This window comes from Streptomyces sp. NPDC051018 (assembly GCF_044456085.1).
Taxonomy (GTDB): domain Bacteria; phylum Actinomycetota; class Actinomycetes; order Streptomycetales; family Streptomycetaceae; genus Streptomyces.
On the sequence record NZ_JBITFN010000005.1, the window covers coordinates 88,505 to 108,847 of the forward strand.

A 20,343-nucleotide genomic window follows, 5' to 3' on the forward strand; every position below is an offset into this window, starting at 1 on the left:
GGAGAACCGAGCCACAAAAGAAAAGAATCAGAACTTGTTTTTCGGGGTGATGCCCAGGCTCATGCCCGACAGGCCGCGCTGGCGACCCCCCAGCTTGCCCGCGATGGCCCGGAGCGCCGAGCCCGCGGGGGAGTCCGGGTCGGTCAGCACGACCGGCTTGCCCTCGTCGCCGCCTTCCCGCAGGCGTACGTCGATCGGGATCGACCCGAGCACCGGCACATTCGCACCGGTCGTCTTCGTCAGACCCTCCGCGACGCGCTGGCCGCCGCCGGTGCCGAACACATCGACCATCTCGTCGCAGTGGGGGCACGGCAGACCGGACATGTTCTCGACGACGCCGACGATCTTCTGGTGTGTCTGCACGGCGATCGACCCGGCCCGCTCGGCGACCTCGGCCGCGGCCTGCTGGGGGGTGGTGACGACCAGGATCTCCGCGTTCGGCACGAGCTGCGCGACCGAGATGGCGATGTCTCCGGTCCCGGGCGGCAGATCGAGCAGCAGGACGTCCAGATCGCCCCAGTACACATCGGCGAGGAACTGCTGGAGCGCGCGGTGCAGCATCGGGCCGCGCCAGACGACCGGTGCGTTGCCGGGGGTGAACATGCCGATCGAGATGACCTTCACGCCGTTCGCCGAGGGCGGCATGATCATGTTCTCGACCTGGGTGGGACGGCCGTCCGCGCCCAGCATCCGGGGCACGGAGTGGCCGTAGATGTCCGCGTCCACGACGCCGACCTTCAGCCCGTCGGCCGCCATCGCCGCCGCCAGGTTCACGGTGACCGACGACTTCCCGACGCCGCCCTTGCCGGACGCGACCGCGTACACCCGGGTCAGCGAGCCGGGCTGGGCGAAGGGGACCTCGCGTTCGGCCGTGCCGCCGCGCAGTGAGGACGCCAGTTCGCGCCGCTGTTCGTCGCTCATCACATCGAGGGTGACCTCGACGCGCGTGACGCCGTCGACGCGCGAGACCGCGTCCGTCACGTTCTTGGTGATCGTCTCGCGCATCGGGCAGCCGGACACGGTCAGGTACACCGTGACGGCGACCGCGCCGTCCGCCCCGATCTCAACCGATTTCACCATGCCGAGGTCGGTGATGGGCCGGTGGATCTCGGGATCGTTCACCGTCGCCAGCGCTGCCAGCACCGCGTCTTCCGTAGCCATACCGATGATGGTACGGCGCCCGCTCCCGCCCCCGGAAAGCCGTCAGCGGTCGGATTCGTCACGGCCCGGGCCGCCGCCGTCGGGGAACGGCGCGCGCCGCTCCTCCAAGTCCCTGACCAGGTCTTCGAGCTCAGACCTGATCCAGTCCCGGGTGGCGACCTCGCCGAGGCCCATCCGCAGCGCCGCGATCTCACGGGTCAGATACTCCGTGTCCGCGATGGAACGCTCGTTCTGCTCACGGTCCTGTTCATGGGTGACCCGGTCCCGCTGGTCCTGGCGGTTCTGCGCCAGGAGGATCAGGGGGGCGGCGTACGAAGCCTGGAGCGACAGCATCAGGGTGAGGAAGATGAAGGGGTACTCGTCGAAGCGCAGGGCGGGCGGGGCGCTGACGTTCCAGACGACCCACATGATGATGATCACCGTCATCCAGACGATGAACCGGCCCGTGCCCAGGAATCGGGCGATCCGCTCGGAGAGGCGGCCGAACGCCTCGGGATCGTACTCCGGCAGCACCGTACGGCGCGGTACCTGCGGGAGGTCGAGGCGCGAGCGGGAGCGGGGGACGGGGCGCTCCTTCGGCTCGCCGCGCTCGGTCAGCCCGTACTCGTTACTCATGCGCGGACCCACCGTCGTACGGGGGCTCGCGTCCGTCGGAGGGGCCCCGGCCGGGTCCGGGCTCGCGGTCGTAGCCCGAACCGGAACGGGAACCGGAGCCGGACGGGGAACCGGAACCCGGTCCGGAGCCGGGCGACCCGGACCTCGGGTCGGAACCGTCTCCGGGGCCGTGGAGGGACCCGCTGTCGTGCCCGGTCTCGCGCTCGTGGAGGGCGGACTCCTCGAACTCCGTCTCCCGCCAGTCCTCCGGCAGCAGATGGTCCAGCACATCGTCCACGGTCACCACACCCAGCAGGGAGCCCGCCTCGTCGACGACCGGTGCGGCGACCATGTTGTACGCCGCGAGATAGCTGGTCACCGCCGGCAGCGGGGTGTCCGGCGCGAGCGGCGGCAGATCGCTGTCCACGACGGAACTGACGAGGGTGAACGGCGGGTCCCGCAGCAGCCGCTGAAAGTGCGCCGTCCCCAGATAGCGGCCCGTCGGGGTGTCGTCCGGCGGTCTGCACACATACACCTGCGCGGCCAGCGAGGGTGACAGATCCTCCTGGCGTACGCGCGCCAGGGCGTCGGCCACCGTGGCGTCCGGCCGCAGCACGATCGGCTCGGTCGTCATCAGCCCGCCCGCCGTGCGCTCCTCGTACGACAGCAGCCGGCGTACGTCGGCCGCGTCGTCCGGGCGCATCAGGGTCAGCAGCCGCTCCTTGTCGTCCTCGGGCAGTTCCGAGAGCAGATCGGCTGCGTCGTCCGGGTCCATCGCCTCCAGCACATCCGCGGCACGGTCCTCCTGGAGCTTGCCGAGGATCTCCACCTGGTCGTCCTCGGGCAGCTCCTCCAGCACATCGGCGAGCCGGTCGTCGTCGAGAGCGGCAGCGACCTCGGCGCGGCGCTTCGGAGACAGATGGTGCATCACATTGGCCAGGTCCGCCGGGCGCAGCCGCTCGAACGTGGCGACCAGGCTCTCCGCGCCCTGGGCGTCCTCCTCCAGCGAGAAGCCCGTCACCGCGGACCACTCCACCGTCAGGGCCTCCCCCTTACGGCGCAGGGCCCCGCCCCGGCCCTTGCGGACGAAGACCCGGTCGATCTCCCAGTCCCGGCGGGCGGGCAGCCGCTGCACGGAAACATCGAGCACCGTGACCTCCTCGCCGCCCTCCACCAGCCGCACCCGGCGGTCCAGCAGCTCACCCAGGACCAGCCGCTCCGTAGGGCGCTGCTCGAAACGGCGCACATTGAGCACACCCGTGGTGATGACCTGGCCCGACTCGATACCGGTGACCCGCGACATCGGGAGGAAGATCCGGCGCCGGGTGAGCACCTCGACGACCATGCCGAGCAGCCGGGGCGGACGGTGGCCCAACCGCAGCATCGCCACGAGGTCGCGGACGCGTCCGACCTGATCGCCGTTGGGGTCGAAGACCGGTACGCCGGCGAGATGGGAGACGAAGACGCGGGGAGTGCTTGGGGCCATGGTCCCTTCTTTTTTGTGGCTCGGTTCTCCCCCGGACTCCGTCCGGGGGGACCCCGCCGGGCCGCTTGAGCGTGTATCGGACGGTTGACCGTGTTCGGTCGGTGGGTCGGGCGGAGGGCCTCCGGACAGTGACCGACGCGCGATCTTCTTTTTTGTGGCTCGGTTCTCCCCCAGACTCCGTCCGGGGGGACCCCCACCGGGCCGCTTGAGCGTGCGTCGACGGTCGACCGTGCTCGATCCCTCGTTCCTCGGGACCTCCGCGCGCTCTCCCTTTCGACACCCGCGCGGCCCTTCGGCTCACTCGCCCAAGAAGTACAGGCTCTTCGATCGTCCGGGACCACGCGCGGGCCCTTCGGCTCACTCGCCCAAGGGGTGCGGGGCCTCCTGGTGGTGTGGGTCTTGTGGTGCGGTTGCCTGGGAAGTGTTCGGGGGTGGGGTGGTCGATTGGGGCTCGGTGTCGGGTCTTTTTCGGATCTTGTCGGAAAAACTGCTGTTCAAGGGCTTCAGGCTAGCCCGTACCGTTCCGGGATGCCGGTCGTCGGCGTCCGTATGGCTGCTGCCGAGGCGCTCAGGCGGCCCGGGTACGCTGCGGACTGCCACCCCCCATGAGAAGTAGATGAGAGGCAGTGCGCTGGTGACTCTTCTCCCCCCGGTTTCCCGGGCCCGTCGGGCCGCGCTCAGTGTGATTTTGTGCGCGGGCTTGACGACGGGGCTCGCCTCCTGCGGGGAGGACCCGGACAAGGGGACCAACGGGATCGGCAAGCTCTCGGCGACCGAGATCGAGAACAGGGCGCGGGAGGCGGCGGACGCGGCGACGTCGGTACGGCTCTCCGGGACGCTCGTCAGCAAGGGCGGCACCTACCGGCTGAACATGCGGCTCAAGGAGGACGGCGGCACCGGCTCCGTCACCTCCAAGGACGACACCTTCGAGCTGCTGCGGGTGGGCGACGACCTCTTCATCAAGGCCGACGCGGTGTTCTGGACCCACCAGGGCGACGGCAAGCCCGGTGAGGAGCCCTCCAGGACGGACGCGGAGGCGGCGGGCAAGCTCGACAACAAGTATGTGAAGGTCCCGCAGGGCGACCCCGCGTACAAGCAGTTCCGGGGCTTCACGGAGATGGATGCCCTCCTCGACGGTCTCCTCGGGATGCAGGGCGACCTGAGCAAGGGCGCCCGTACGAAGGTGGGGGGCATGCGGACGATCAAGGTGAAGGCGGAGGACGGCGACGGCGGTGTGCTCGATGTCTCCCTGGAGGGCGAACCGTATCCGCTCCAGTTCACGCGGGCGGGCGGGGCGGGGGTGCTGACGCTCGGCGAGTGGGACCTGGATTTCGCGCTGGCCGCCCCGCCCAAGGCGGAAACGGTGGACTACGGCCGCCAACTCCCCACCTCCAGCGACTGACCCCTCCCCCTATGGGGCTGGCCTCGGCCCTCCCCGCCCGCGCGCGGTACTCCCACCCCGGGTACGGCTCTTCCAGCCTGGGTGCGGCTCTTCCAGCCCGTCCGGCGTTTGAGGACGGGGGTTGCGGTGAGGTGCGGTCGCGGTCGGGGTGCGGCTCTTCCAGCCCGTCCGGCGTTTGAGGACGAGGGTTGCGGTGAGGCTCGGTCACGGTCCGGGTACGGCCCCGGCGCAGAAGCCCCCGGTGGGACGCGGCCACCACCCGGCCCGGCCCTCCGCGAGGAGCCCCGCGGGGGCTACCCGCGTCCCCGCTTCCGGCCCCGCCCCAGCAGCAACCGCGGCAGACCCGCCGGCACCGCCCCGCGGGTCGTCGCGGGCGACACCGCCGGCGGGGCCGCGAGCGATCCGTCGGAGTGGGAGGTCGTCGAGGACACGGGATCGAGCCTCAGCACCCGGCACTCCCGGGCCCACCGCTCCCGCAGCCCCTCCGTATCGGTCGCGTTCAGCCGCTTGGACTTGAGTTCCGTAACGGCCGACTCCCACGCCTCGGAGCCCGGTTCGAGCTCCGTCACGGTCGCGGTCCAGGCGACCAGCCGGCCGCCCTTGTCCTTGCTGCGGACGGTGACCTCCGCGCTGCCTCCGGCCCTCAGCCCCGGCAGCGGCTGCTCGCCGGGGCCGTCGCCGACGACATGGGCCGCGCCCTCGTGCCAGATGTGCCAGAGCGCCCGCCCGTCACCCGGGCCCCCGCTCGGGTCCCCGGCACCCGGGGCCCCATCGCCCTCGGCGACCCCGCCGCGGACCCAGATGAGGCCGGACTTCTTGGTGGCCTCCTCGACGAGGGCCCGTCCGAGCAGGTGTTCCGTCATGGACCCAGCCTATCCAGTGCGGGTCACCGCTAGTGCTGTGGCCGGAAGGGTTTGCCGGTGGCCCGCGGTGTCCGGTGCGGTGCAGCGCAAGGCGGAGGTCCGCAGCTCGTACTCGCCGTACTCGCGCGGTCCGACAACGCGGCTGGGGGTACCTCCGGGCCGCCGGGCCCAGGGGGAGCCGTGCAGGGCGTCGCGGGCCGGTGAACGTTTCCGGCCACAGCACTAGAGCCAGCCGTTGCGCTTCAGGGTGCGGTGGATCGTGAAGCAGATCACGGCGATCGCGGTCAGCACCATGGGGTAGCCGTACTGCCAGCGCAGCTCCGGCATGTAGTCGAAGTTCATGCCGTAGACCCCGCAGACCGCCGTCGGCACCGCGATGATCGCGGCCCAGGAGGTGATCTTGCGCATGTCCTCGTTCTGCGCGACGGTCGCCTGCGCCAGATTGGCCTGGAGGATGGAGTTCAGCAGCTCGTCGAAGCCGAGGACCTCCTCCTGCACCCGTGCCAGATGGTCGGCGACGTCGCGGAAGTACTTCTGGATGTCGGGGTCGATCAGCCGCATCGGCCGCTCGCTCAGCAGCTGCATCGGCCGCAGCAGCGGGGAGACGGCCCGCTTGAACTCCAGGACCTCGCGCTTGAGCTGGTAGATCCGCCCGGCGTCGGTGCCTCGCGAGCTGCCCTTGGAGGGCGCGGAGAAGACATCGATCTCGACCTCGTCGATGTCGTCCTGCATCGCCCCGACGACCGCGATGTAGCCGTCGACGACATGGTCGGCGATGGCGTGCAGGACCGAGGACGGGCCCTTGGACAGCAGCTCGGTGTCCTTCTGGAGGCCGTGCCGCAGGGCGCGCAGGGAGCCCTTGCCGCCGTGGCGGACCGTGATGACGAAGTCCCGGCCGGTGAAGCACATGACCTCGCCGGTCTCGACGACCTCGCTGGTCGCGGTGAGTTCGGCGTGCTCGATGTAGTGGACCGTCTTGAAGACGGTGAAGAGGGTGTCGTCGTACCGCTCCAGCTTGGGCCGCTGATGGGCGTGGACGGCGTCCTCGACGGCGAGCGGGTGCAGCCCGAACTCGGCCGCGATACCGGCGAATTCCTCCTCCGTCGGCTCGTGCAGCCCGATCCACGCGAAGCCGCCGCCCTCCCGCACCTGCAGCATCGCCTCGCGCGGGGTCTGGCAGCCGTCGCTGTCCACCCGCTTGCCGTCGCGGTAGACCGCGCAGTCGACGACGGCGCTGGAGGCGGAGGGGTCACGGGTGGGGTCGTACGTGTTGAAGGGGTTGCTGCTCTTACGCAGGGACGGACGGACCGCCGCACGCAGGTCACGGATCATCGACATGGCTGGCTCCTCACGGAGAGGCCGTCGGCGAGCGGTGTGGCACAGCCCGGAATGGGGACGTGGGCTCACGTCCGCAAAGCGGGCGGCACCGCGGCGTCGCGGATGACGGCGTTCGCTACAGACAGGCAAAAACGAGGTGCTCTTCCGTCGTGCGAAACGCCCATGAACGGAAATGCCGTCGTACGAACGCCGCGGCCCTGTGCGTGAAGGGCTCAGATCACCGGATGGCGGTGATGCCGTACGGAAGAGCGGTTGGTACTGCACGGTCGACTTCGATCCACCGCAGACCCCACCTCCTCCGGCCGGTCCCCCGTAGGGGAGACGTGATGCTCGGGACCGGAGGGCCGCGCTTGCGCGTGCCGTCCTGCTCTACCGTCCCGACCAGCGGCCAACACTATCAGCCGACAGAGGGTCAATCCTCTGTTTTGACCTTTCCTTACGCGCTTTATGCTCGCCCTATGGGAGACGTTCTTGCTCTGGTCGAGGCCAGGCTGCTCACGGCCCTCGGGGAGCCGGACGCCCGTGCGGCGGTGACGTTCCTGGGTACGGACCGAATCGAGGTGCTCCGGTTCCGCGGTACGGCCGATGGCGGGGGCGGGACGGGCGGCGGCATCGTGCGGTACGCCACACTCGGGATGTCGGCCTTTCCCATGGCCGATCCCACGGCCGCGCTCGCCGATCCGGTGAAGGGCCCGCGCGCGGAGCTGATTCTGACGGTACGGGCGGGGCTCGCCGACACCGACAAGGTGCTGCGTCCGCTCGCCGTCCTGGCCGCCTCCCCTCAGGTGGAGGGTGTCGTCGTGGCGCCCGGCGCGTCTTTGGACGTCGGTGAACCCCTGTGGCCCTCCGCGCCCTTCAGTTCGGTACTGGTCGCCGAGCCGGGCGGGCTGGTCGGGGATCTGGAACTGGACGACCCGATGGAGCCGGTGCGATTTCTGCCGCTGCTTCCGATGACACCGAACGAAGCCGCGTGGAAGCGGGTGCACGGGGCGGGCGAACTGCGGGAGCGGTGGCTGGCCCGGGGGACCGACCTGCGCGATCCCCTGCGCGGCTCGGTGGCCCTCGGCTGACGGGGACGGCCGGCGGCCCCCGGTTGTCCCGGTGCCGGATCACACCGGACGGGTGATCGTCCTTGACGCGACGACGGCCGGGTAGGACCGTTGAGCGCTATGAGGGGCGAACCCAGTTGCCCGAAGTGCGGTGGCCGGGTCAGGGCGCCCGGCCTCTTCGCCGACGCCTGGCAGTGCGATCTGCACGGCGCGGTCCACCCGCTGCAGCCGGTGCTCCCGCCCAGCGTCGAGGCCCTCGGCGTGGTGGTGCACCGTGCCCGCGTTCCCGTCTGGATGCCCTGGCCGCTCCCGGTCGGCTGGCTGTTCACAGGGGTCGCGTACGCCGGTGACGACCGCAGCGGCGGCAGAGCCACCGCCGTCGCCTGCTCGGGTCCGGGCCCGCTCGGCGGCCTCGGGGAACTGCTGCTGATCGCCGAGGAGTTGGGCGTCGGGCTCGGCGCGCGTTACGCGGGCATCGACGGACTCGACCCCGGACCGCATATCTGCGGCGACAAGGCCCCGCAGGTCAAACTGCTCGCCGCGGGCCGTCCCACGCCCCTGTGGCATGTGCGCGCGGCGCCCCACGACCGCGCGGTCTTCGCCGGGGAGGCGCGCGGGCTCTGGCTGTGGGCGATCGTCTGGCCGGAGCAGTCCGGGCTGCTGATGTACGACGAACTGGTCCTCACCGATCTGCGCGACGCGGGGGCCGAGGTCGAACTGGTGCCGTGCGGTGCGCTCTCGCCGCGACTGCTGGACCCGGCCGGGCCATAAGGTCCGCCCGAAGACGCCGGGCCCGTACGCCCGGAGGAGGTTGTACGCCGGGTACGGCAGCCGGGGCCGTACGCCGGGGACGCCGGCCGGGGCCGTGCACCGGCGAGGGCAGCCCGGGGCCGTGCGCCGGGGAGGGCAGTCCGGGGCCGGACGCCGGGGCCGTACGGCCGCGACCGTCACCCCGGAACGGCAGCACGGGGCCGGACGTCCAGCAGGCTCGGCCACGGAGCCGGACGCCCAGCGGGCCGTACACCCAGGGCCGTAACCCGGGACCGCGGCCCCAGGCCGTAATCCGGGACCGTAGCCCAGGCCCGGCACCCTGAACCGGAATCCCGGCTCGGCCCCGTGCCACCACAGCGCCCACCGGGACCGGCCCGGGACCCGGACGGCACCCGCACCCCCACCGGGACCGGCTCGGTGCCCGTCCTGACCACGTCGAACCGGGCCGTGACGAGGGCCCGGATACACTGGACCGTCCCTGTCCGCCTCCACCTCCGCGCCCACCGGGCGGAAGGCCCCGAGCCCTGGAGCCCCGCGTGCGTATCGATCTGCACACCCACTCCACGGCTTCGGACGGCACGGACAGCCCCGCCGAGCTGATGCGCCACGCCGCGGCGGCCGGACTCGATGTCGTCGCCCTCACCGACCACGACACCACCCGCGGCCACGCCGAGGCGATCGCAGCGCTTCCCGAGGGGCTGACCCTGGTGACCGGCGCCGAGATCTCGTGCGCCCTCGACGGGGTGAGCCTGCATCTGCTGGCGTATCTCTTCGACCCCGACGAGCCCGAGCTGCTGCGCGAGCGCGAACTGGTCCGGGACGACCGGGTACCGCGTGCGCGGGCGATGGTGGAGAAGCTGCGGGAGCTGGGTGTGCCCGTGGAGTGGGAGCGGGTCGCCCGTATCGCCGGGGACGGTTCCGTCGGCCGTCCGCACATCGCGACCGCGCTCGTCGAGCTGGGTGTCGTTCCGACCGTCTCCGACGCGTTCACCAAGGAGTGGATCGCCGACGGCGGGCGGGCCCATGTCACCAAGCACGAACTCGACCCGTTCACCGCGGTCCGCCTGGTCAAGGCGGCCGGCGGGGTCTCGGTGTTCGCGCATCCGGCGGCGGTCAAGCGCGGCCGTACGGTCCCCGAGTCGGCGATCGCGGAACTGGCCGCGGCGGGCCTCGACGGCATCGAGGTCGACCATATGGACCACGACGGGCCCACCCGGGAGCGGCTGCGTGCCCTCGCCGGGGACCTCGGGCTGCTGACCTGCGGGTCCAGTGACTACCACGGCGCCCGGAAGACCGTCGAGCTCGGTGCGTACACCACCGACCCCGAGATCTACGGTGAGATCACGCGCCGCGCGACCGGGGCGTTCCTGGTGCCGGGCGCGGGCGGACACCGCGCCTGATCCACCGCTCGTCCTCCGCACTCCTTCCTCTGGTCACAGGCTCTCGCTCGGGTCTCCGCCGGGCCCGCGAGCCCCTGCACCGGACCCTTCTCCTGAGCCTCCGGGCGCCGACGGGATCCTTCCGGCGAGGCGGGGAGTGCGCCCGGGGACGTAACGCCCCTTCCTCATCCAGCCCGATCCACACGAAAGACCCCAGGCCATCACCGTGTTCGACGCCGCCGTTTTCGGATCCCTCTTTCTGACCCTCTTCGTGATCATGGATCCCCCCGGGATCACCCCGATCTTCCTCGCGCTGACCTCCGGACGGCCCGCCAAGGTCCAGCGCCGGATGGCCTGGCAGGCGGTGGCCGTCGCCTTCGGTGTGATCACCGTCTTCGGTCTGCTCGGCCAGCAGATCCTGGACTATCTGCATGTCTCCGTCCCCGCGCTGATGATCGCGGGCGGCCTGCTCCTGCTGCTGATCGCGCTCGATCTGCTGACCGGCAAGACGGACGAGCCCCAGCAGACCAAGGACGTCAATGTGGCGCTCGTACCGCTCGGCATGCCGCTGCTGGCCGGACCGGGCGCGATCGTGTCGGTGATCCTCGCCGTGCAGAACGCCGACGGCGCCTCCCAGCAGATCGCGGTCTGGGCGGCGATAGTGGTCATGCACGCGGTGCTCTGGCTGACCATGCGCTATTCGCTGCTGATCATCCGCCTGATCAAGGACGGCGGTGTGGTGCTGGTGACCCGGCTCGCGGGCATGATGCTCTCCGCGATCGCCGTGCAGCAGATCATCAACGGGGTCACCCAGGTCGTCCAGGGGGCCTGAGGGCTGACGGCGCGGCGCGGGGTACGCACGGTGAGGATCGCCGGGACGAGCCCGCCGGGCCAGGCGGGCGCGGATATGCGCGCGCCCCCGGCGGAATCCTCCCGCGGGGGCACCCGAAGTGGTGAGCGACGACCTATGAAGCCGGCGATTCGTCGGCCGGGCGGATGTAGATGCGCTGGCCCGTCGCGGCGGCCTGCTGCACGATCCGGGTGACGGAGGCTGCGTCCACGACCGTGCTGTCCACGGCGGTGCCGTCGACGTCGTCCAGTCGCATGATCTCGAAGCGCACGGCTTCTCCCTTCGTCCGATCCTCCTGCTGGAGAACTGATAGTGATGCGTTCAACAGCTGTATCAACGGGGATGCGCCTTGCAAATATTCCCTACGCTAAGTAAATAATTGCCTTGTCTAACTACTGGCGGGTGTGTATGAGCCACCGGAGAATGGGCTCCGTATGAACGACGCAGAGAGCAACGAGATGAGTCAGCAGCTCGGCGAGGCCGGAACCCGGGAGATCGGGGCCCGGCTGGAGCACACCAACGAGCTGCTCCATCGCATGCTTGCCGAGGTCGCGAAGACTCCGTCCACCCATGCCATCTTCGTGGACGCGGGGTATGTCTACGCCGCGGCCGGACTGCTGGTGGCGGGCACCGAGGACCGGCGCTCGTTCGATCTGGACGCCGAAGGGCTGATCGAGGCGTTCATCGACAAGGCCCGCACCATATTCGCGGACAGCCGGCTGCTGCGCGTCTACTGGTACGACGGCGCCCGGCGCCGTATCCACACCCCCGAGCAGCAGTCGATCGCCGAGCTTCCGGATGTGAAGGTTCGGCTCGGCAATCTCAACGCCAACAATCAGCAGAAGGGCGTCGATTCACTCATACGGACGGATCTGGAGTCCCTCGCCAGGCATCGCGCGATCAGCGACGCTGCGCTCGTCGGCGGAGACGAGGACCTCGTCTCGGCGGTCGAGGCGGCGCAGGGTTATGGGGCACGGGTCCACCTCTGGGGAATCGAGGCGTCCGACGGGAGCAATCAGGCAGAGCCGCTGCTGTGGGAGGTGGACAGCCAGCGGACCTTCGACCTGGACTTCTGCCGTCCGTACATCACCCGCCGTCCCGTCACGACCTACGAGAACGAGGGCGCGCCTCCGCCGTCCCGTGACGATGTCCGCTTCGTCGGGGCGCAGATCGCGGCCACCTGGCTGGCGGAACGGGGGACCGAGTCGATGGCGGACCTGCTGCCCGGGCATCCGTATCTGCCGGGGCCGGTCGACCAGGACCTCCTGGTCCAGGCGGAACGCGTGCTCCAGCGGTCGCTGCGGGGGCACGCGGTGCTGAGAAGGGCCCTGCGGGACGGCTTCTGGCACCATCTCCAGACCCAGTACTGACCGGGGCGGCGCCGCTGCCCGGCACCGGCCACCGCCGGGGCCGGGTCGGCGCCCGCCCCGGATCCTCCCGGCCGACCTGCGAAGATAGCCTCTCGTCATGAGCCTGGACGAAGGACGACTGCTGGCCCTGGAGATCGACGCGAACTACGGCCTCGCGCCGGACCCCGGCAACCCTCACGCGGTACTGAGAGATCCTTCCCTGCTCGCGGTGTGCGCATGGTCTCCCGGTGCACGTCTTCTGGCACTCGCGCCCGGACTCGCGCTCCCCGGCTCCGTCGACGGCATGGAGATGGAGCAGGAGTACAGCCCCGGCCGGCTGCCCGACGCACTTCACCGTCTGGTCGCATCCCTCGACGACCGGACGGTGACCGTCGAGGGCGGCCCGTGCTTCGTCTTCCCGGACCGCCTCGCCGTCCCGGATCCGGCACCGCTGCCCGTCATCGCCTCCACCACCGACGGCCGGCGCGCCGCCCAGCACCTCATCAGGCCCGACAACTGGCAGCCCGACGAGTGGAACGAGCTGATCAACGGGCGCATGGGTGAGTGGGCCATGGCCATCCACGACCGGGAGCCGGTGTCGATCTGCTTCACACCCGCGTCGAACGCCACGGCCGCGGAGGCAGGCGTCTGGACCCGCCCCGACGTCCGCGGCAAGCGCCTCGCACCGGCCGTCGTGGCCGCCTGGGCCCAGCGTGAGCACCGCACCAGGACCGTGCTCTTCTACAGCACCACCGCGGACAATCACGCCTCCCGGTCCGTCGCCCGTACGCTCGGCCTCATCCCGCTGGGCTGGATCTGGACCGCACGCTGAACGGCCACGTTCACAGGTCACGTTGAAAGCCACGTTGAAAGCCGTGTGGAAAGCCGTGCGGAAAGGGCGCGGGGAAAGACGGGTCAGTGCTTGTCCCAGAACCGGGTGATCGCCGCGGCCGTCTCCTTGGGGCGGTCGGTGTTGGGCGAGTGCTCGGCCCCCTCGACGACCGTCCTGAGCGCACCGAGCCGCCGCGCCATGTCGTCCAGCAGCGGTACGGGCCAGGCGTCGTCCCGCTCGCCGCTCAGCACATGGGAGGGCAGCCGGCGGACGGCGGTCAGTTCGTCCACCCGGTCCGGCTCCACGGTGAGCCGGCGCCCGGTCGTGATCAGCTGTACGGGGTTGTGGCGCAGCCAGCGGGCGAGGAGGTCGTCCCGTCCGCTCGCGCCGGCCATGTCTGCGTCCTCGGGCGGATCCAGGGCCTCCATCGCGTTCCACACCTGCTCCATGCTCATGACCATGAGTGCGTCGCTGAGCATGCGCACCTTCTCCTGCTGGGCCGGGCTGATCTCGGCGGGGCCGGAGGACATCAGGGTCAGGGTGCGGAACGGCGAAGGGTCGAGGAGGACGGCGGCGCGGGCGATCTGACCGCCGAGGGAGTGCCCGAGAAGATGGATCCCGGGGGCAGCGGGGCCGTTGTGCACGCCGGGCCCGTTCTCCGGGTCGGCAGGATGCGGTACTCCGGCGTTGAGGGCCGCTGCCTGGGCGAGCAGATCGCGGGCCAACTCGTCCTGCGCGTAAGCCTGTTCGTCGTCGGGGCCCCGGGTCTCGTACTGGCCCCGCCCGTCGACGGCGATCACACGGTAACCGGACGCGGTGAGGGGCTCCAGCATCGCGATGAAGTCCTCCTTGCTCCCGGTGAACCCGGGAACGAGCAGTGCCAGGCCCTTGATGTCCCGCTCCCGTGCTTCGGGTTGCGCGTCGAGCACGGCGAAGTCCCCCCGGGCGGTACGGAGGGTACGCGGGCGGGCGCAGGGCGGCGGCACAAAAGTCGGCGGGCGGCTCATGTGTTGAGGTTAACGGCGGTACGGGAGTGCCGCCCGTCGGCCCGGGTGCCGCGCGAACGCCGACGGCCCGGCCCCTGAACGGGGCCGGGCCGACCTGGTGCCGGTGCGTCAGCTCTCGGGCTGCGCGGCTGCCTTTGCCGTACGCGTACGGCGCCGGGGCTTCGCCTCGGGCTCGGCGGGGGTCTCCACCACGGCGGAGACGGCGGCCTCGGCGGACGCGGCCGACTTCACCGCGCGCGCCCGGGTCCGCTTCGGCTTGGCCTCGGCGGTCCCTGCCGGTACGGCGATCGTGCCCGCCGCCGTGAGCGTCGAGGACGCCTCGGCGGACGCGGCGGATGTGACCGTCTTGACGGCGCGCGTCCGCTTGGGCTTGGCCTCGGGCCCGGGGGCCTCCGCCGTGTCCACGGCCTTGACCGCACGGGACCGGGTCCGCTTGGGCTTCGCCTCGGCCTCCGGCGCGGCGGCCTCGGCGCTTTCCACGGCCTTGACGGCGCGGGTCCGGCGGCGGGGCTTGGCCTCCGTCGCCTCGGCCTCGGGGGCCGCGGTGACGGCCGATGCCTCGACCGCCGTGGCTGTCCCGGTGCTCTCCACGGCCTTGACGGCACGCTTGCGGGTCCGCTTGGGCTTCGCCTCGGGCTCGGCCTCAGGGGCCGGGGCCCCGACCGGAGCCGTCTCGACCGAAGCGGTCTCGGCCGCTTCGACCGGGGTGACCGCCTTCACCGCGCGGGTACGGCGGCGGCGCGGCGCGCTCTCCACGACCGGCTCGGCAACGGGCTGCGGTTCCACGACGGCGACGGGCTCGGCCGGCGGCGCGGATTCCGCCACCGGTGCGGATGCCAGCGTCTCCACCGGGGCGGGCGCGCTCGGCGCACCCACCCTCGTACGGCGGCGGCGCCTCGGCACCCGGGGCTCGGCCGCCCCGGTCTCCGAGGTGGCAGAACCCGCGGTACCCACGGCACCCGCTGAACCGGTCGAGCCGGAGGCGGCGGATCCGTCGGCGGCACCGGAGGCACCGGAACCCGAGGGAGTCCCGGCGGAAGCCGGAGCGCCCGCCCTCGTACGGCGGCGCTGGCGAGGAGTCCTCGTACGCGCCGGACGCTCCTCGGTCACCGCGGCGGCCTTGCGGCCACGGCCACCGGTCTCGCCCAGGTCCTCCAGCTCCTCGGCCGCGAGACCCGCCCGGGTGCGCTCGGCCCGGGGCAGGACACCCTTGGTGCCCTCGGGGATGCCCAGCTCCTCGAAGAGGTGCGGTGAGGTGGAGTAGGTCTCCGCCGGTTCGGCGAAGCCCAGGCCCAGCGCCTTGTTGATCAGCTGCCAGCGCGGGATGTCGTCCCAGTCCACCAGCGTGACGGCCGTACCCGACTTGCCCGCGCGGCCGGTGCGGCCGACACGGTGCAGATAGGTCTTCTCGTCCTCGGGCGACTGGTAGTTGATGACGTGCGTCACACCGTCGACGTCGATACCGCGCGCGGCGACGTCGGTGCAGACGAGGACGTCCACCTTGCCGTTGCGGAACGCCCGCAGCGCCTGCTCACGCGCGCCCTGGCCGAGGTCGCCGTGAACGGCGCCGGAGGCGAAGCCCCGGCGCGCGAGCTGCTCGGCGATGTCCGCCGCGGTCCGCTTGGTACGGCAGAAGATCATCGCGAGACCCCGGCCGTCGGCCTGGAGGATGCGCGAGACCATCTCGGGCTTGTCCATGGAGTGCGCGCGGTAGACGCGCTGGGTGATGTTCGCGACGGTCGCGCCCTCGTCGTCCGGCGCGGTGGCGCGGATGTGCGTGGGCTGCGACATATAGCGCCGGGCCAGGCCGATGACCGCGCCCGGCATCGTCGCGGAGAACAGCATGGTCTGGCGGCGGGCGGGCAGCTGCTGGATGATCTTCTCGACGTCGGGCAGAAAGCCCAGGTCGAGCATCTCGTCGGCCTCGTCGAGGACCAGTGCCCGCACCTTGGACAGGTCGAGCTTCCTCTGTCCGGCGAGGTCGAGCAGACGGCCGGGCGTGCCGACGATCACGTCGACGCCCTTGCGCAGTGCCTCGACCTGGGGCTCGTAGGCGCGGCCGCCGTAGATTGCCAGTACGCGCACATTGCGCACCTTGCCGGCGGTGAGGAGGTCATTGGTGACCTGGGTGCACAGCTCGCGGGTGGGGACGACCACGAGGGCCTGGGGGGCGTCGGTCAGCTGCTCGGGCTTCGCCCGGCCCGCCTCGACGTCCGCGGGGACGGTGACGCGCTCCAGCAGCGGCAGTCCGAAACCGAGCGTCTTGCCGGTGCCGGTCTTGGCCTGCCCGATGACGTCGGTGCCGGAGAGCGCCACGGGGAGCGTCATCTCCTGAATGGGGAAGGGTGACAGAATGCCGACGGCTTCGAGGGCTTCGGCTGTTTCGGCCAGGATCCCGAGATCCCGGAAAGTTGTTTGCTGCGTAGTCAGGGTGTTGCCTCTTCTGTGAGACGCGGCGTGAGGCGAACGATGGGGGTCGTACCGCACCTGGGTACTGGACCGGCCGTGGGTTGGCCGGATGGCGCGGGACCACTGCCGTCGCTCGAGCGCTCATGCCGCTGAGGGGGCCCCTCATCTGCGGTCGCACGCGAAAGGAAGCGCACGGTCCGCGCGAGGGCGGTCGGTTCGGAGCCGATCGTGCCACCGACCGGGCATCCTCAAGGGGTCAGAGGAACAGAAACATCCTCGTCCCTCAGTCAATCACTGCGATCAATCACTGGGTTCAATCACTGCGATCGCCCGCCGAGTGAATGAACCACGCTCAGCAGGCGCATTACCACTGTACCCCGGATTCGCGCATGTGTGTTGGCCGAATTCATGGGAACCGGGGTGACAAAGGCTCCGCCGACGCGCCGGGGCGAGCCGCGGGCATCGCTGACCAGGCCCTTACGAGCCCGGCGTGGCGGGCTATTGTGCGCTCCATGGAGACGCCTGAGAACGCCACTGAACCCACCGGTATCGCCGCCCAGGACTGGGCCACGGCCTCCACCGACCCGCAGTACCGCGCAGCCGTCGTGGATCTTCTCGGGGCGCTCGCGTACGGGGAGCTGGCCGCGTTCGAACGGCTCGCCGAGGACGCCAAGCTCGCGCCGACCCTCGGTGACAAGGCGGAGCTGGCGAAGATGGCGTCCGCGGAGTTCCACCACTTCGAGCGGTTGCGGGACCGGCTCACCGCGATCGACGCGGAGCCGACGGCCGCGATGGAGCCGTTCGCCAAGGCGCTGGACGACTTCCACCACCAGACCGCGCCGTCCGACTGGCTGGAGGGCCTGGTCAAGGCGTATGTCGGCGACTCCATCGCCAGTGATTTCTACCGTGAGGTCGCGGTGCATCTGGACTCCGACACCCGTGCGCTGGTCGTCGCCGTCCTCGATGACACCGGCCACGGCAATTTCGCCGTCGAGAAGGTGCGCGCCGCCATCGAGGCCGATCCCCGGGTCGGCGGACGGCTCGCGCTCTGGGCGCGGCGGCTGATGGGCGAGGCGCTCTCCCAGGCCCAGCGGGTGGTCGCCGAGCGCGACGCCCTCTCGACGATGCTGGTGGGCGGGGTCGCCGACGGGTTCGATCTCGCGGCGGTGGGCGCGATGTTCGCCAGGATCACCAAGGCCCACACCAAGCGGATGGCGGCGCTGGGCCTGGCGGCCTGAGCGCATTCCGTGCCCACTGCGGCCGTTGTTTGTGTTGTTCTCGCTGTTCTCGCTGTTTCCGCTGCTTGCGCCGGGGCGGCCGGAGGGTCTCATGGGACCCGGTCGCCCGGTCAGAAGGGGAGCGCCCTTCGCAGCCGGCGCCCTGAGGGCCGCAGCAGCAGGGAGAGCAGTACGGCTCCGATCAGCACCGCGCCGATCAGCGTCCCCGCGAGATGACCGGGGCCGAGCGCCACATGGGTCACATAGGCACCGAAGAGGGAGCCGAGTGAACCGGTGAGGAACACCACGCGCCGGGCCGGGAGGCGGTCGGGGACATGACGGTCGGCCGCCCACGCGAGGGCGAGTCCGAGCAGAACCGAACCGAGCGCTTCCAGCAGCACTGCTGATCACCTCACGGACACGGGCGGGGCTTCGCGGGTCGTAGCCGGTACTACCCGGTGCCCAGGTGAAGCAACCCTCCGTCAACGGTCCGAATACGCGTCCGGTGGGTGGCCCCGCGCCCCCCGCCGTACGCCTGCCGCCCGCCCCCCGACGCGCGAAGCGCGCGGACCGCGCCGGAGGGGCGGGAAGACCCGTGTACCGAGACCCGGTGCACCGCTACAAGGACACCGGCGAGGGCGGACGGCTCGTCGCGCGGACACCGGGCGGGCTGCTGCCTCGTCCCGGACAAGCGGATACGCGGACAAGCGGATACACGGATACACGGATACGCGGAATCCACGGAGGCGCGGACGCCACCGGCACCGCCACCGGCACACGGACGGAGACGCCTCACACGGCGAACGGATTACGAGACGGATATACGGATCCGCGGACACCTCACAGAGAGAACGGACACGGGCGTGGGCCCGGCGGATGTCCCGCCGGGCCCACGCCCGGTCAAGCCCCTCAAGGGCCTCCCGCTTCCGCGGTGCGTGTCCTACAGCGCGCCGAAGCCCACGCGCCGCGCCGCCGGCTCGCCGATCTCGACGTACGCGATGCGGTCGGCCGGCACCAGGACCTTGCGGCCCTTGTCGTCCGTGAGGCTGAGCACCTGCTCCTTGCCGGCCAGCGCCTCGCCCACGGCGCGCTCGACGTCCTCCGCGGACTGCCCGCTCTCCAGAACGATCTCCCGCGGCGCGTGCTGCACGCCGATCTTGACCTCCACGGCTATGTCCCTCCGACGGTCCCTGCGTTGCGCGGTCAGCCGCGCCGTACCCAGCACACATTAGCCCGGGGGAGGGGTCGCCCAGACGCCCCTGGGGAACGCCAGGAGCGAACAGCGCGCCGACGGCGGTTCCGCGCCCCGCTCGGCGGGACCGGGACCGGGACGGATCGTGCTCCGGGGAGCGGGACGGACGGCCGCGGGTCACAGCACTAGCTGTCCGAGCCCGCTGGACCGCCCGCGCCGTCCTGGTGCTCCGCGCCGTGCAGCGGAAAGCCCGCGATGCCCCGCCAGGCCAGCGAGGTCAGCAGCTGCACCGCCGTGTCCCTCGGGATGCCCGAGTCGCTGGAGAGCCAGTACCTGGCCACGACCTGCGAGACCCCGCCGAGCCCCACGGCCAGCAGCATCGACTCCTCTTTGGACAGATCGGTGTCCTCTGCGATCACATCGGAGATCGCCTCCGCGCACTGGAGCGACACCCGCTCGACCCGCTCGCGCACGGCGGGCTCGTTCGTCAGATCCGACTCGAAGACGAGCCGGAACGCGCCGCCCTCGTCCTCGATGTACGCGAAGTAGGCGTCCATCGTGGCGGCGACCCGCTGCTTGTTGTCGCTCGTCGACGCCAGAGCCGTGCGCACCGAGTGCAGCAGGGCCTCGCAGTGCTGGTCGAGCAGCGCGAGATACAGCTCCAGCTTGCCCGGGAAGTGCTGGTACAGCACCGGCTTGCTGACGCCCGCCCGCTCGGCGATGTCGTCCATCGCGGCCGAGTGGTATCCCTGGGCCACGAACACCTCCTGGGCGGCGCCCAGGAGCTGGTTCCTGCGGGCTCGGCGTGGCAGGCGCGTGCCCCGCGGGCGCGCCGCCTCTGTCTGCTCGATGGCTGTCACGCCGCCTCCCAAAATCGTTCTCTGCGCGGTGAGCGCCGCGCCCGCCATCGTACTTTTGGGTAACCCGGCCGTGTGCGTCGCGGACGCAGAATTTCACGGACCGGACCCCCGCGGTAGCTCCCTATTCGGGGGCAAAGAGGTGCACGTCACCGGGCGTGGATATCACCTCACCCACCGTGGTCAGCGATAGTCGTCCTCGTCGAGGGCGACCACTCTCGCCTGTTCCACGGCGTCCGCTTCGTTCGCCGTGTCCGGATCGATATGCGACAGGTCGTCGTCGTCCGGGCGGACCTCGGTGTGCTGCTCGGCCGCGTCGGCCTCCGGGACCTCCTCGCCCAGCTCGTCGACCCGGTTCCCGGCCCGGTCGTCGTCCGTGTCGCCGGCGGTCCGGTCGTCGTCGAAATTCTCGGGATCGGTGGGATCGACAGCCATGCGGCACCGTTCTTCCTCGAGGTTTCCCTCGACGTTTCCCTCGACGATTCCCGGGACTCGCTCTTCCCGGGGGCTGGAGCTGTGGATTTTCCTCCGGTCGCTGTTCCGCGCATTTCGAGGGTGCCGGGCCTGTCCGGCCGGTGAGGGCCGGA

The 20,343-nt window shown here is 71.0% G+C and carries 20 protein-coding genes; 8 read left to right on the forward strand and 12 right to left on the reverse strand.

The annotated features are described in order from the left end of the window. Positions 1 to 27: 27 nt before the first annotated feature. From ACIBCM_RS11100 to ACIBCM_RS11110, 3 genes are read right to left on the reverse strand one after another with little or no spacing between them, the layout of a single operon-like run. Complete coding sequence (locus tag ACIBCM_RS11100) at positions 28 to 1,161, reverse strand: Mrp/NBP35 family ATP-binding protein (protein ID WP_399241732.1); 1,134 nt, start codon at positions 1,159 to 1,161, stop codon at positions 28 to 30. A 42-nt stretch (positions 1,162 to 1,203) separates the two neighbouring features. After that, complete coding sequence (locus tag ACIBCM_RS11105; RefSeq protein ID WP_399241733.1) at positions 1,204 to 1,776, reverse strand: DUF1003 domain-containing protein; 573 nt, start codon at positions 1,774 to 1,776, stop codon at positions 1,204 to 1,206. Then, complete coding sequence (locus tag ACIBCM_RS11110) at positions 1,769 to 3,241, reverse strand: magnesium transporter MgtE N-terminal domain-containing protein (protein ID WP_399241734.1); 1,473 nt, start codon at positions 3,239 to 3,241, stop codon at positions 1,769 to 1,771. Before ACIBCM_RS11110 ends, ACIBCM_RS11105 begins: the two co-directional genes overlap by 8 nt. A gap of 634 nt (positions 3,242 to 3,875) precedes the next feature. Between ACIBCM_RS11110 and ACIBCM_RS11115 the strand changes: the two genes are divergently transcribed. Continuing rightward, entirely contained in the window at positions 3,876 to 4,643 is a 768-nt protein-coding gene (locus ACIBCM_RS11115) for a hypothetical protein (RefSeq protein WP_399242092.1), read from the forward strand. A 293-nt stretch (positions 4,644 to 4,936) separates the two neighbouring features. Here the strand turns inward: ACIBCM_RS11115 and ACIBCM_RS11120 are convergent, their stop codons facing one another. Both ACIBCM_RS11120 and ACIBCM_RS11125 read right to left on the reverse strand, forming a co-directional pair. After that, complete coding sequence (locus ACIBCM_RS11120) at positions 4,937 to 5,506, reverse strand: hypothetical protein (RefSeq protein WP_399241735.1); 570 nt, start codon at positions 5,504 to 5,506, stop codon at positions 4,937 to 4,939. 222 nt (positions 5,507 to 5,728) lie between these two features. After that, positions 5,729 to 6,844, reverse strand: coding sequence for a magnesium and cobalt transport protein CorA (locus ACIBCM_RS11125; RefSeq protein WP_399241736.1), 1,116 nt, complete (start codon positions 6,842 to 6,844; stop codon positions 5,729 to 5,731). Positions 6,845 to 7,302: 458 nt separating this feature from the next. On the opposite strand from ACIBCM_RS11125, the gene ACIBCM_RS11130 reads away from it, so the two are divergent. From ACIBCM_RS11130 to ACIBCM_RS11145, 4 genes are all read left to right on the forward strand, one after another. Then, positions 7,303 to 7,914, forward strand: coding sequence for a suppressor of fused domain protein (locus ACIBCM_RS11130; protein WP_399241737.1), 612 nt, complete (start codon positions 7,303 to 7,305; stop codon positions 7,912 to 7,914). Positions 7,915 to 8,013: 99 nt separating this feature from the next. Continuing rightward, positions 8,014 to 8,664, forward strand: a complete 651-nt coding sequence (locus ACIBCM_RS11135; protein ID WP_399241739.1) for a DUF6758 family protein — start codon at positions 8,014 to 8,016, stop codon at positions 8,662 to 8,664. Positions 8,665 to 9,200: 536 nt separating this feature from the next. Beyond that, complete coding sequence (locus tag ACIBCM_RS11140; RefSeq protein WP_399241740.1) at positions 9,201 to 10,064, forward strand: PHP domain-containing protein; 864 nt, start codon at positions 9,201 to 9,203, stop codon at positions 10,062 to 10,064. A 205-nt stretch (positions 10,065 to 10,269) separates the two neighbouring features. Beyond that, positions 10,270 to 10,875, forward strand: coding sequence for a MarC family protein (locus ACIBCM_RS11145; RefSeq protein WP_399241741.1), 606 nt, complete (start codon positions 10,270 to 10,272; stop codon positions 10,873 to 10,875). A 133-nt stretch (positions 10,876 to 11,008) separates the two neighbouring features. Here ACIBCM_RS11145 and ACIBCM_RS11150 read toward each other — a convergent pair whose 3' ends face one another. Beyond that, the gene (locus ACIBCM_RS11150) at positions 11,009 to 11,164 is read right to left on the reverse strand and encodes a hypothetical protein (protein WP_399241742.1); all 156 of its coding nucleotides are present in this window, start codon (positions 11,162 to 11,164) and stop codon (positions 11,009 to 11,011) included. 163 nt (positions 11,165 to 11,327) lie between these two features. On the opposite strand from ACIBCM_RS11150, the gene ACIBCM_RS11155 reads away from it, so the two are divergent. After that, positions 11,328 to 12,263, forward strand: coding sequence for an NYN domain-containing protein (locus ACIBCM_RS11155; protein WP_399241743.1), 936 nt, complete (start codon positions 11,328 to 11,330; stop codon positions 12,261 to 12,263). Between the two features lie 97 nt (positions 12,264 to 12,360). Next, on the forward strand, positions 12,361 to 13,074 hold the full coding sequence (locus ACIBCM_RS11160; RefSeq protein ID WP_399241744.1) for a GNAT family N-acetyltransferase: 714 nt from the start codon (positions 12,361 to 12,363) through the stop codon (positions 13,072 to 13,074). Positions 13,075 to 13,157: 83 nt separating this feature from the next. On the opposite strand, the gene ACIBCM_RS11165 is transcribed toward ACIBCM_RS11160, so the two are convergent. Next, entirely contained in the window at positions 13,158 to 14,081 is a 924-nt protein-coding gene (locus tag ACIBCM_RS11165) for an alpha/beta fold hydrolase (protein ID WP_399241745.1), read from the reverse strand. Positions 14,082 to 14,189: 108 nt separating this feature from the next. Beyond that, a complete protein-coding gene (locus ACIBCM_RS11170; RefSeq protein ID WP_399241746.1) occupies positions 14,190 to 16,409 on the reverse strand; it encodes a DEAD/DEAH box helicase in 2,220 nt (739 codons plus the stop codon). 593 nt (positions 16,410 to 17,002) lie between these two features. On the opposite strand from ACIBCM_RS11170, the gene ACIBCM_RS11175 reads away from it, so the two are divergent. Beyond that, complete coding sequence (locus ACIBCM_RS11175; protein WP_399241747.1) at positions 17,003 to 17,728, forward strand: ferritin-like fold-containing protein; 726 nt, start codon at positions 17,003 to 17,005, stop codon at positions 17,726 to 17,728. Between the two features lie 110 nt (positions 17,729 to 17,838). Here the strand turns inward: ACIBCM_RS11175 and ACIBCM_RS11180 are convergent, their stop codons facing one another. The 4 genes from ACIBCM_RS11180 to ACIBCM_RS11195 all read right to left on the reverse strand — a co-directional run bounded on the left by ACIBCM_RS11180 (position 17,839) and on the right by ACIBCM_RS11195 (position 20,191). Further along, a complete protein-coding gene (locus ACIBCM_RS11180; RefSeq protein WP_399241748.1) occupies positions 17,839 to 18,108 on the reverse strand; it encodes a hypothetical protein in 270 nt (89 codons plus the stop codon). Positions 18,109 to 18,647: 539 nt separating this feature from the next. Beyond that, positions 18,648 to 18,875, reverse strand: a complete 228-nt coding sequence (locus ACIBCM_RS11185) for a DUF3107 domain-containing protein (RefSeq protein WP_399241749.1) — start codon at positions 18,873 to 18,875, stop codon at positions 18,648 to 18,650. Between the two features lie 209 nt (positions 18,876 to 19,084). Then, a complete protein-coding gene (locus ACIBCM_RS11190) occupies positions 19,085 to 19,759 on the reverse strand; it encodes a TetR/AcrR family transcriptional regulator (protein ID WP_399241750.1) in 675 nt (224 codons plus the stop codon). Between the two features lie 180 nt (positions 19,760 to 19,939). Continuing rightward, positions 19,940 to 20,191 carry a hypothetical protein gene (locus tag ACIBCM_RS11195; RefSeq protein ID WP_399241751.1) on the reverse strand — a complete coding sequence of 84 codons (252 nt, stop codon included), beginning with the start codon at positions 20,189 to 20,191 and terminating at the stop codon, positions 19,940 to 19,942. Positions 20,192 to 20,343: the final 152 nt, after the last annotated feature.

What these genes read in the sequence shown, in the direction of transcription:
- ACIBCM_RS11100 (WP_399241732.1), bottom strand. Translation starts at nt 1,161, where the DNA reads ATGGCTACGGAAGACGCGGTGCTGGCAGCGCTGGCGACGGTGAACGAT.
- ACIBCM_RS11105 (WP_399241733.1), bottom strand. Translation starts at nt 1,776, where the DNA reads ATGAGTAACGAGTACGGGCTGACCGAGCGCGGCGAGCCGAAGGAGCGC.
- ACIBCM_RS11110 (WP_399241734.1), bottom strand. Translation starts at nt 3,241, where the DNA reads ATGGCCCCAAGCACTCCCCGCGTCTTCGTCTCCCATCTCGCCGGCGTA.
- ACIBCM_RS11120 (WP_399241735.1), bottom strand. Translation starts at nt 5,506, where the DNA reads ATGACGGAACACCTGCTCGGACGGGCCCTCGTCGAGGAGGCCACCAAG.
- ACIBCM_RS11125 (WP_399241736.1), bottom strand. Translation starts at nt 6,844, where the DNA reads ATGTCGATGATCCGTGACCTGCGTGCGGCGGTCCGTCCGTCCCTGCGT.
- ACIBCM_RS11130 (WP_399241737.1), top strand. Translation starts at nt 7,303, where the DNA reads ATGGGAGACGTTCTTGCTCTGGTCGAGGCCAGGCTGCTCACGGCCCTC.
- ACIBCM_RS11135 (WP_399241739.1), top strand. Translation starts at nt 8,014, where the DNA reads ATGAGGGGCGAACCCAGTTGCCCGAAGTGCGGTGGCCGGGTCAGGGCG.
- ACIBCM_RS11155 (WP_399241743.1), top strand. Translation starts at nt 11,328, where the DNA reads ATGAACGACGCAGAGAGCAACGAGATGAGTCAGCAGCTCGGCGAGGCC.
- ACIBCM_RS11160 (WP_399241744.1), top strand. Translation starts at nt 12,361, where the DNA reads ATGAGCCTGGACGAAGGACGACTGCTGGCCCTGGAGATCGACGCGAAC.
- ACIBCM_RS11165 (WP_399241745.1), bottom strand. Translation starts at nt 14,081, where the DNA reads ATGAGCCGCCCGCCGACTTTTGTGCCGCCGCCCTGCGCCCGCCCGCGT.
- ACIBCM_RS11170 (WP_399241746.1), bottom strand. Translation starts at nt 16,409, where the DNA reads ATGACGCTCCCCGTGGCGCTCTCCGGCACCGACGTCATCGGGCAGGCC.
- ACIBCM_RS11175 (WP_399241747.1), top strand. Translation starts at nt 17,003, where the DNA reads ATGGAGACGCCTGAGAACGCCACTGAACCCACCGGTATCGCCGCCCAG.
- ACIBCM_RS11195 (WP_399241751.1), bottom strand. Translation starts at nt 20,191, where the DNA reads ATGGCTGTCGATCCCACCGATCCCGAGAATTTCGACGACGACCGGACC.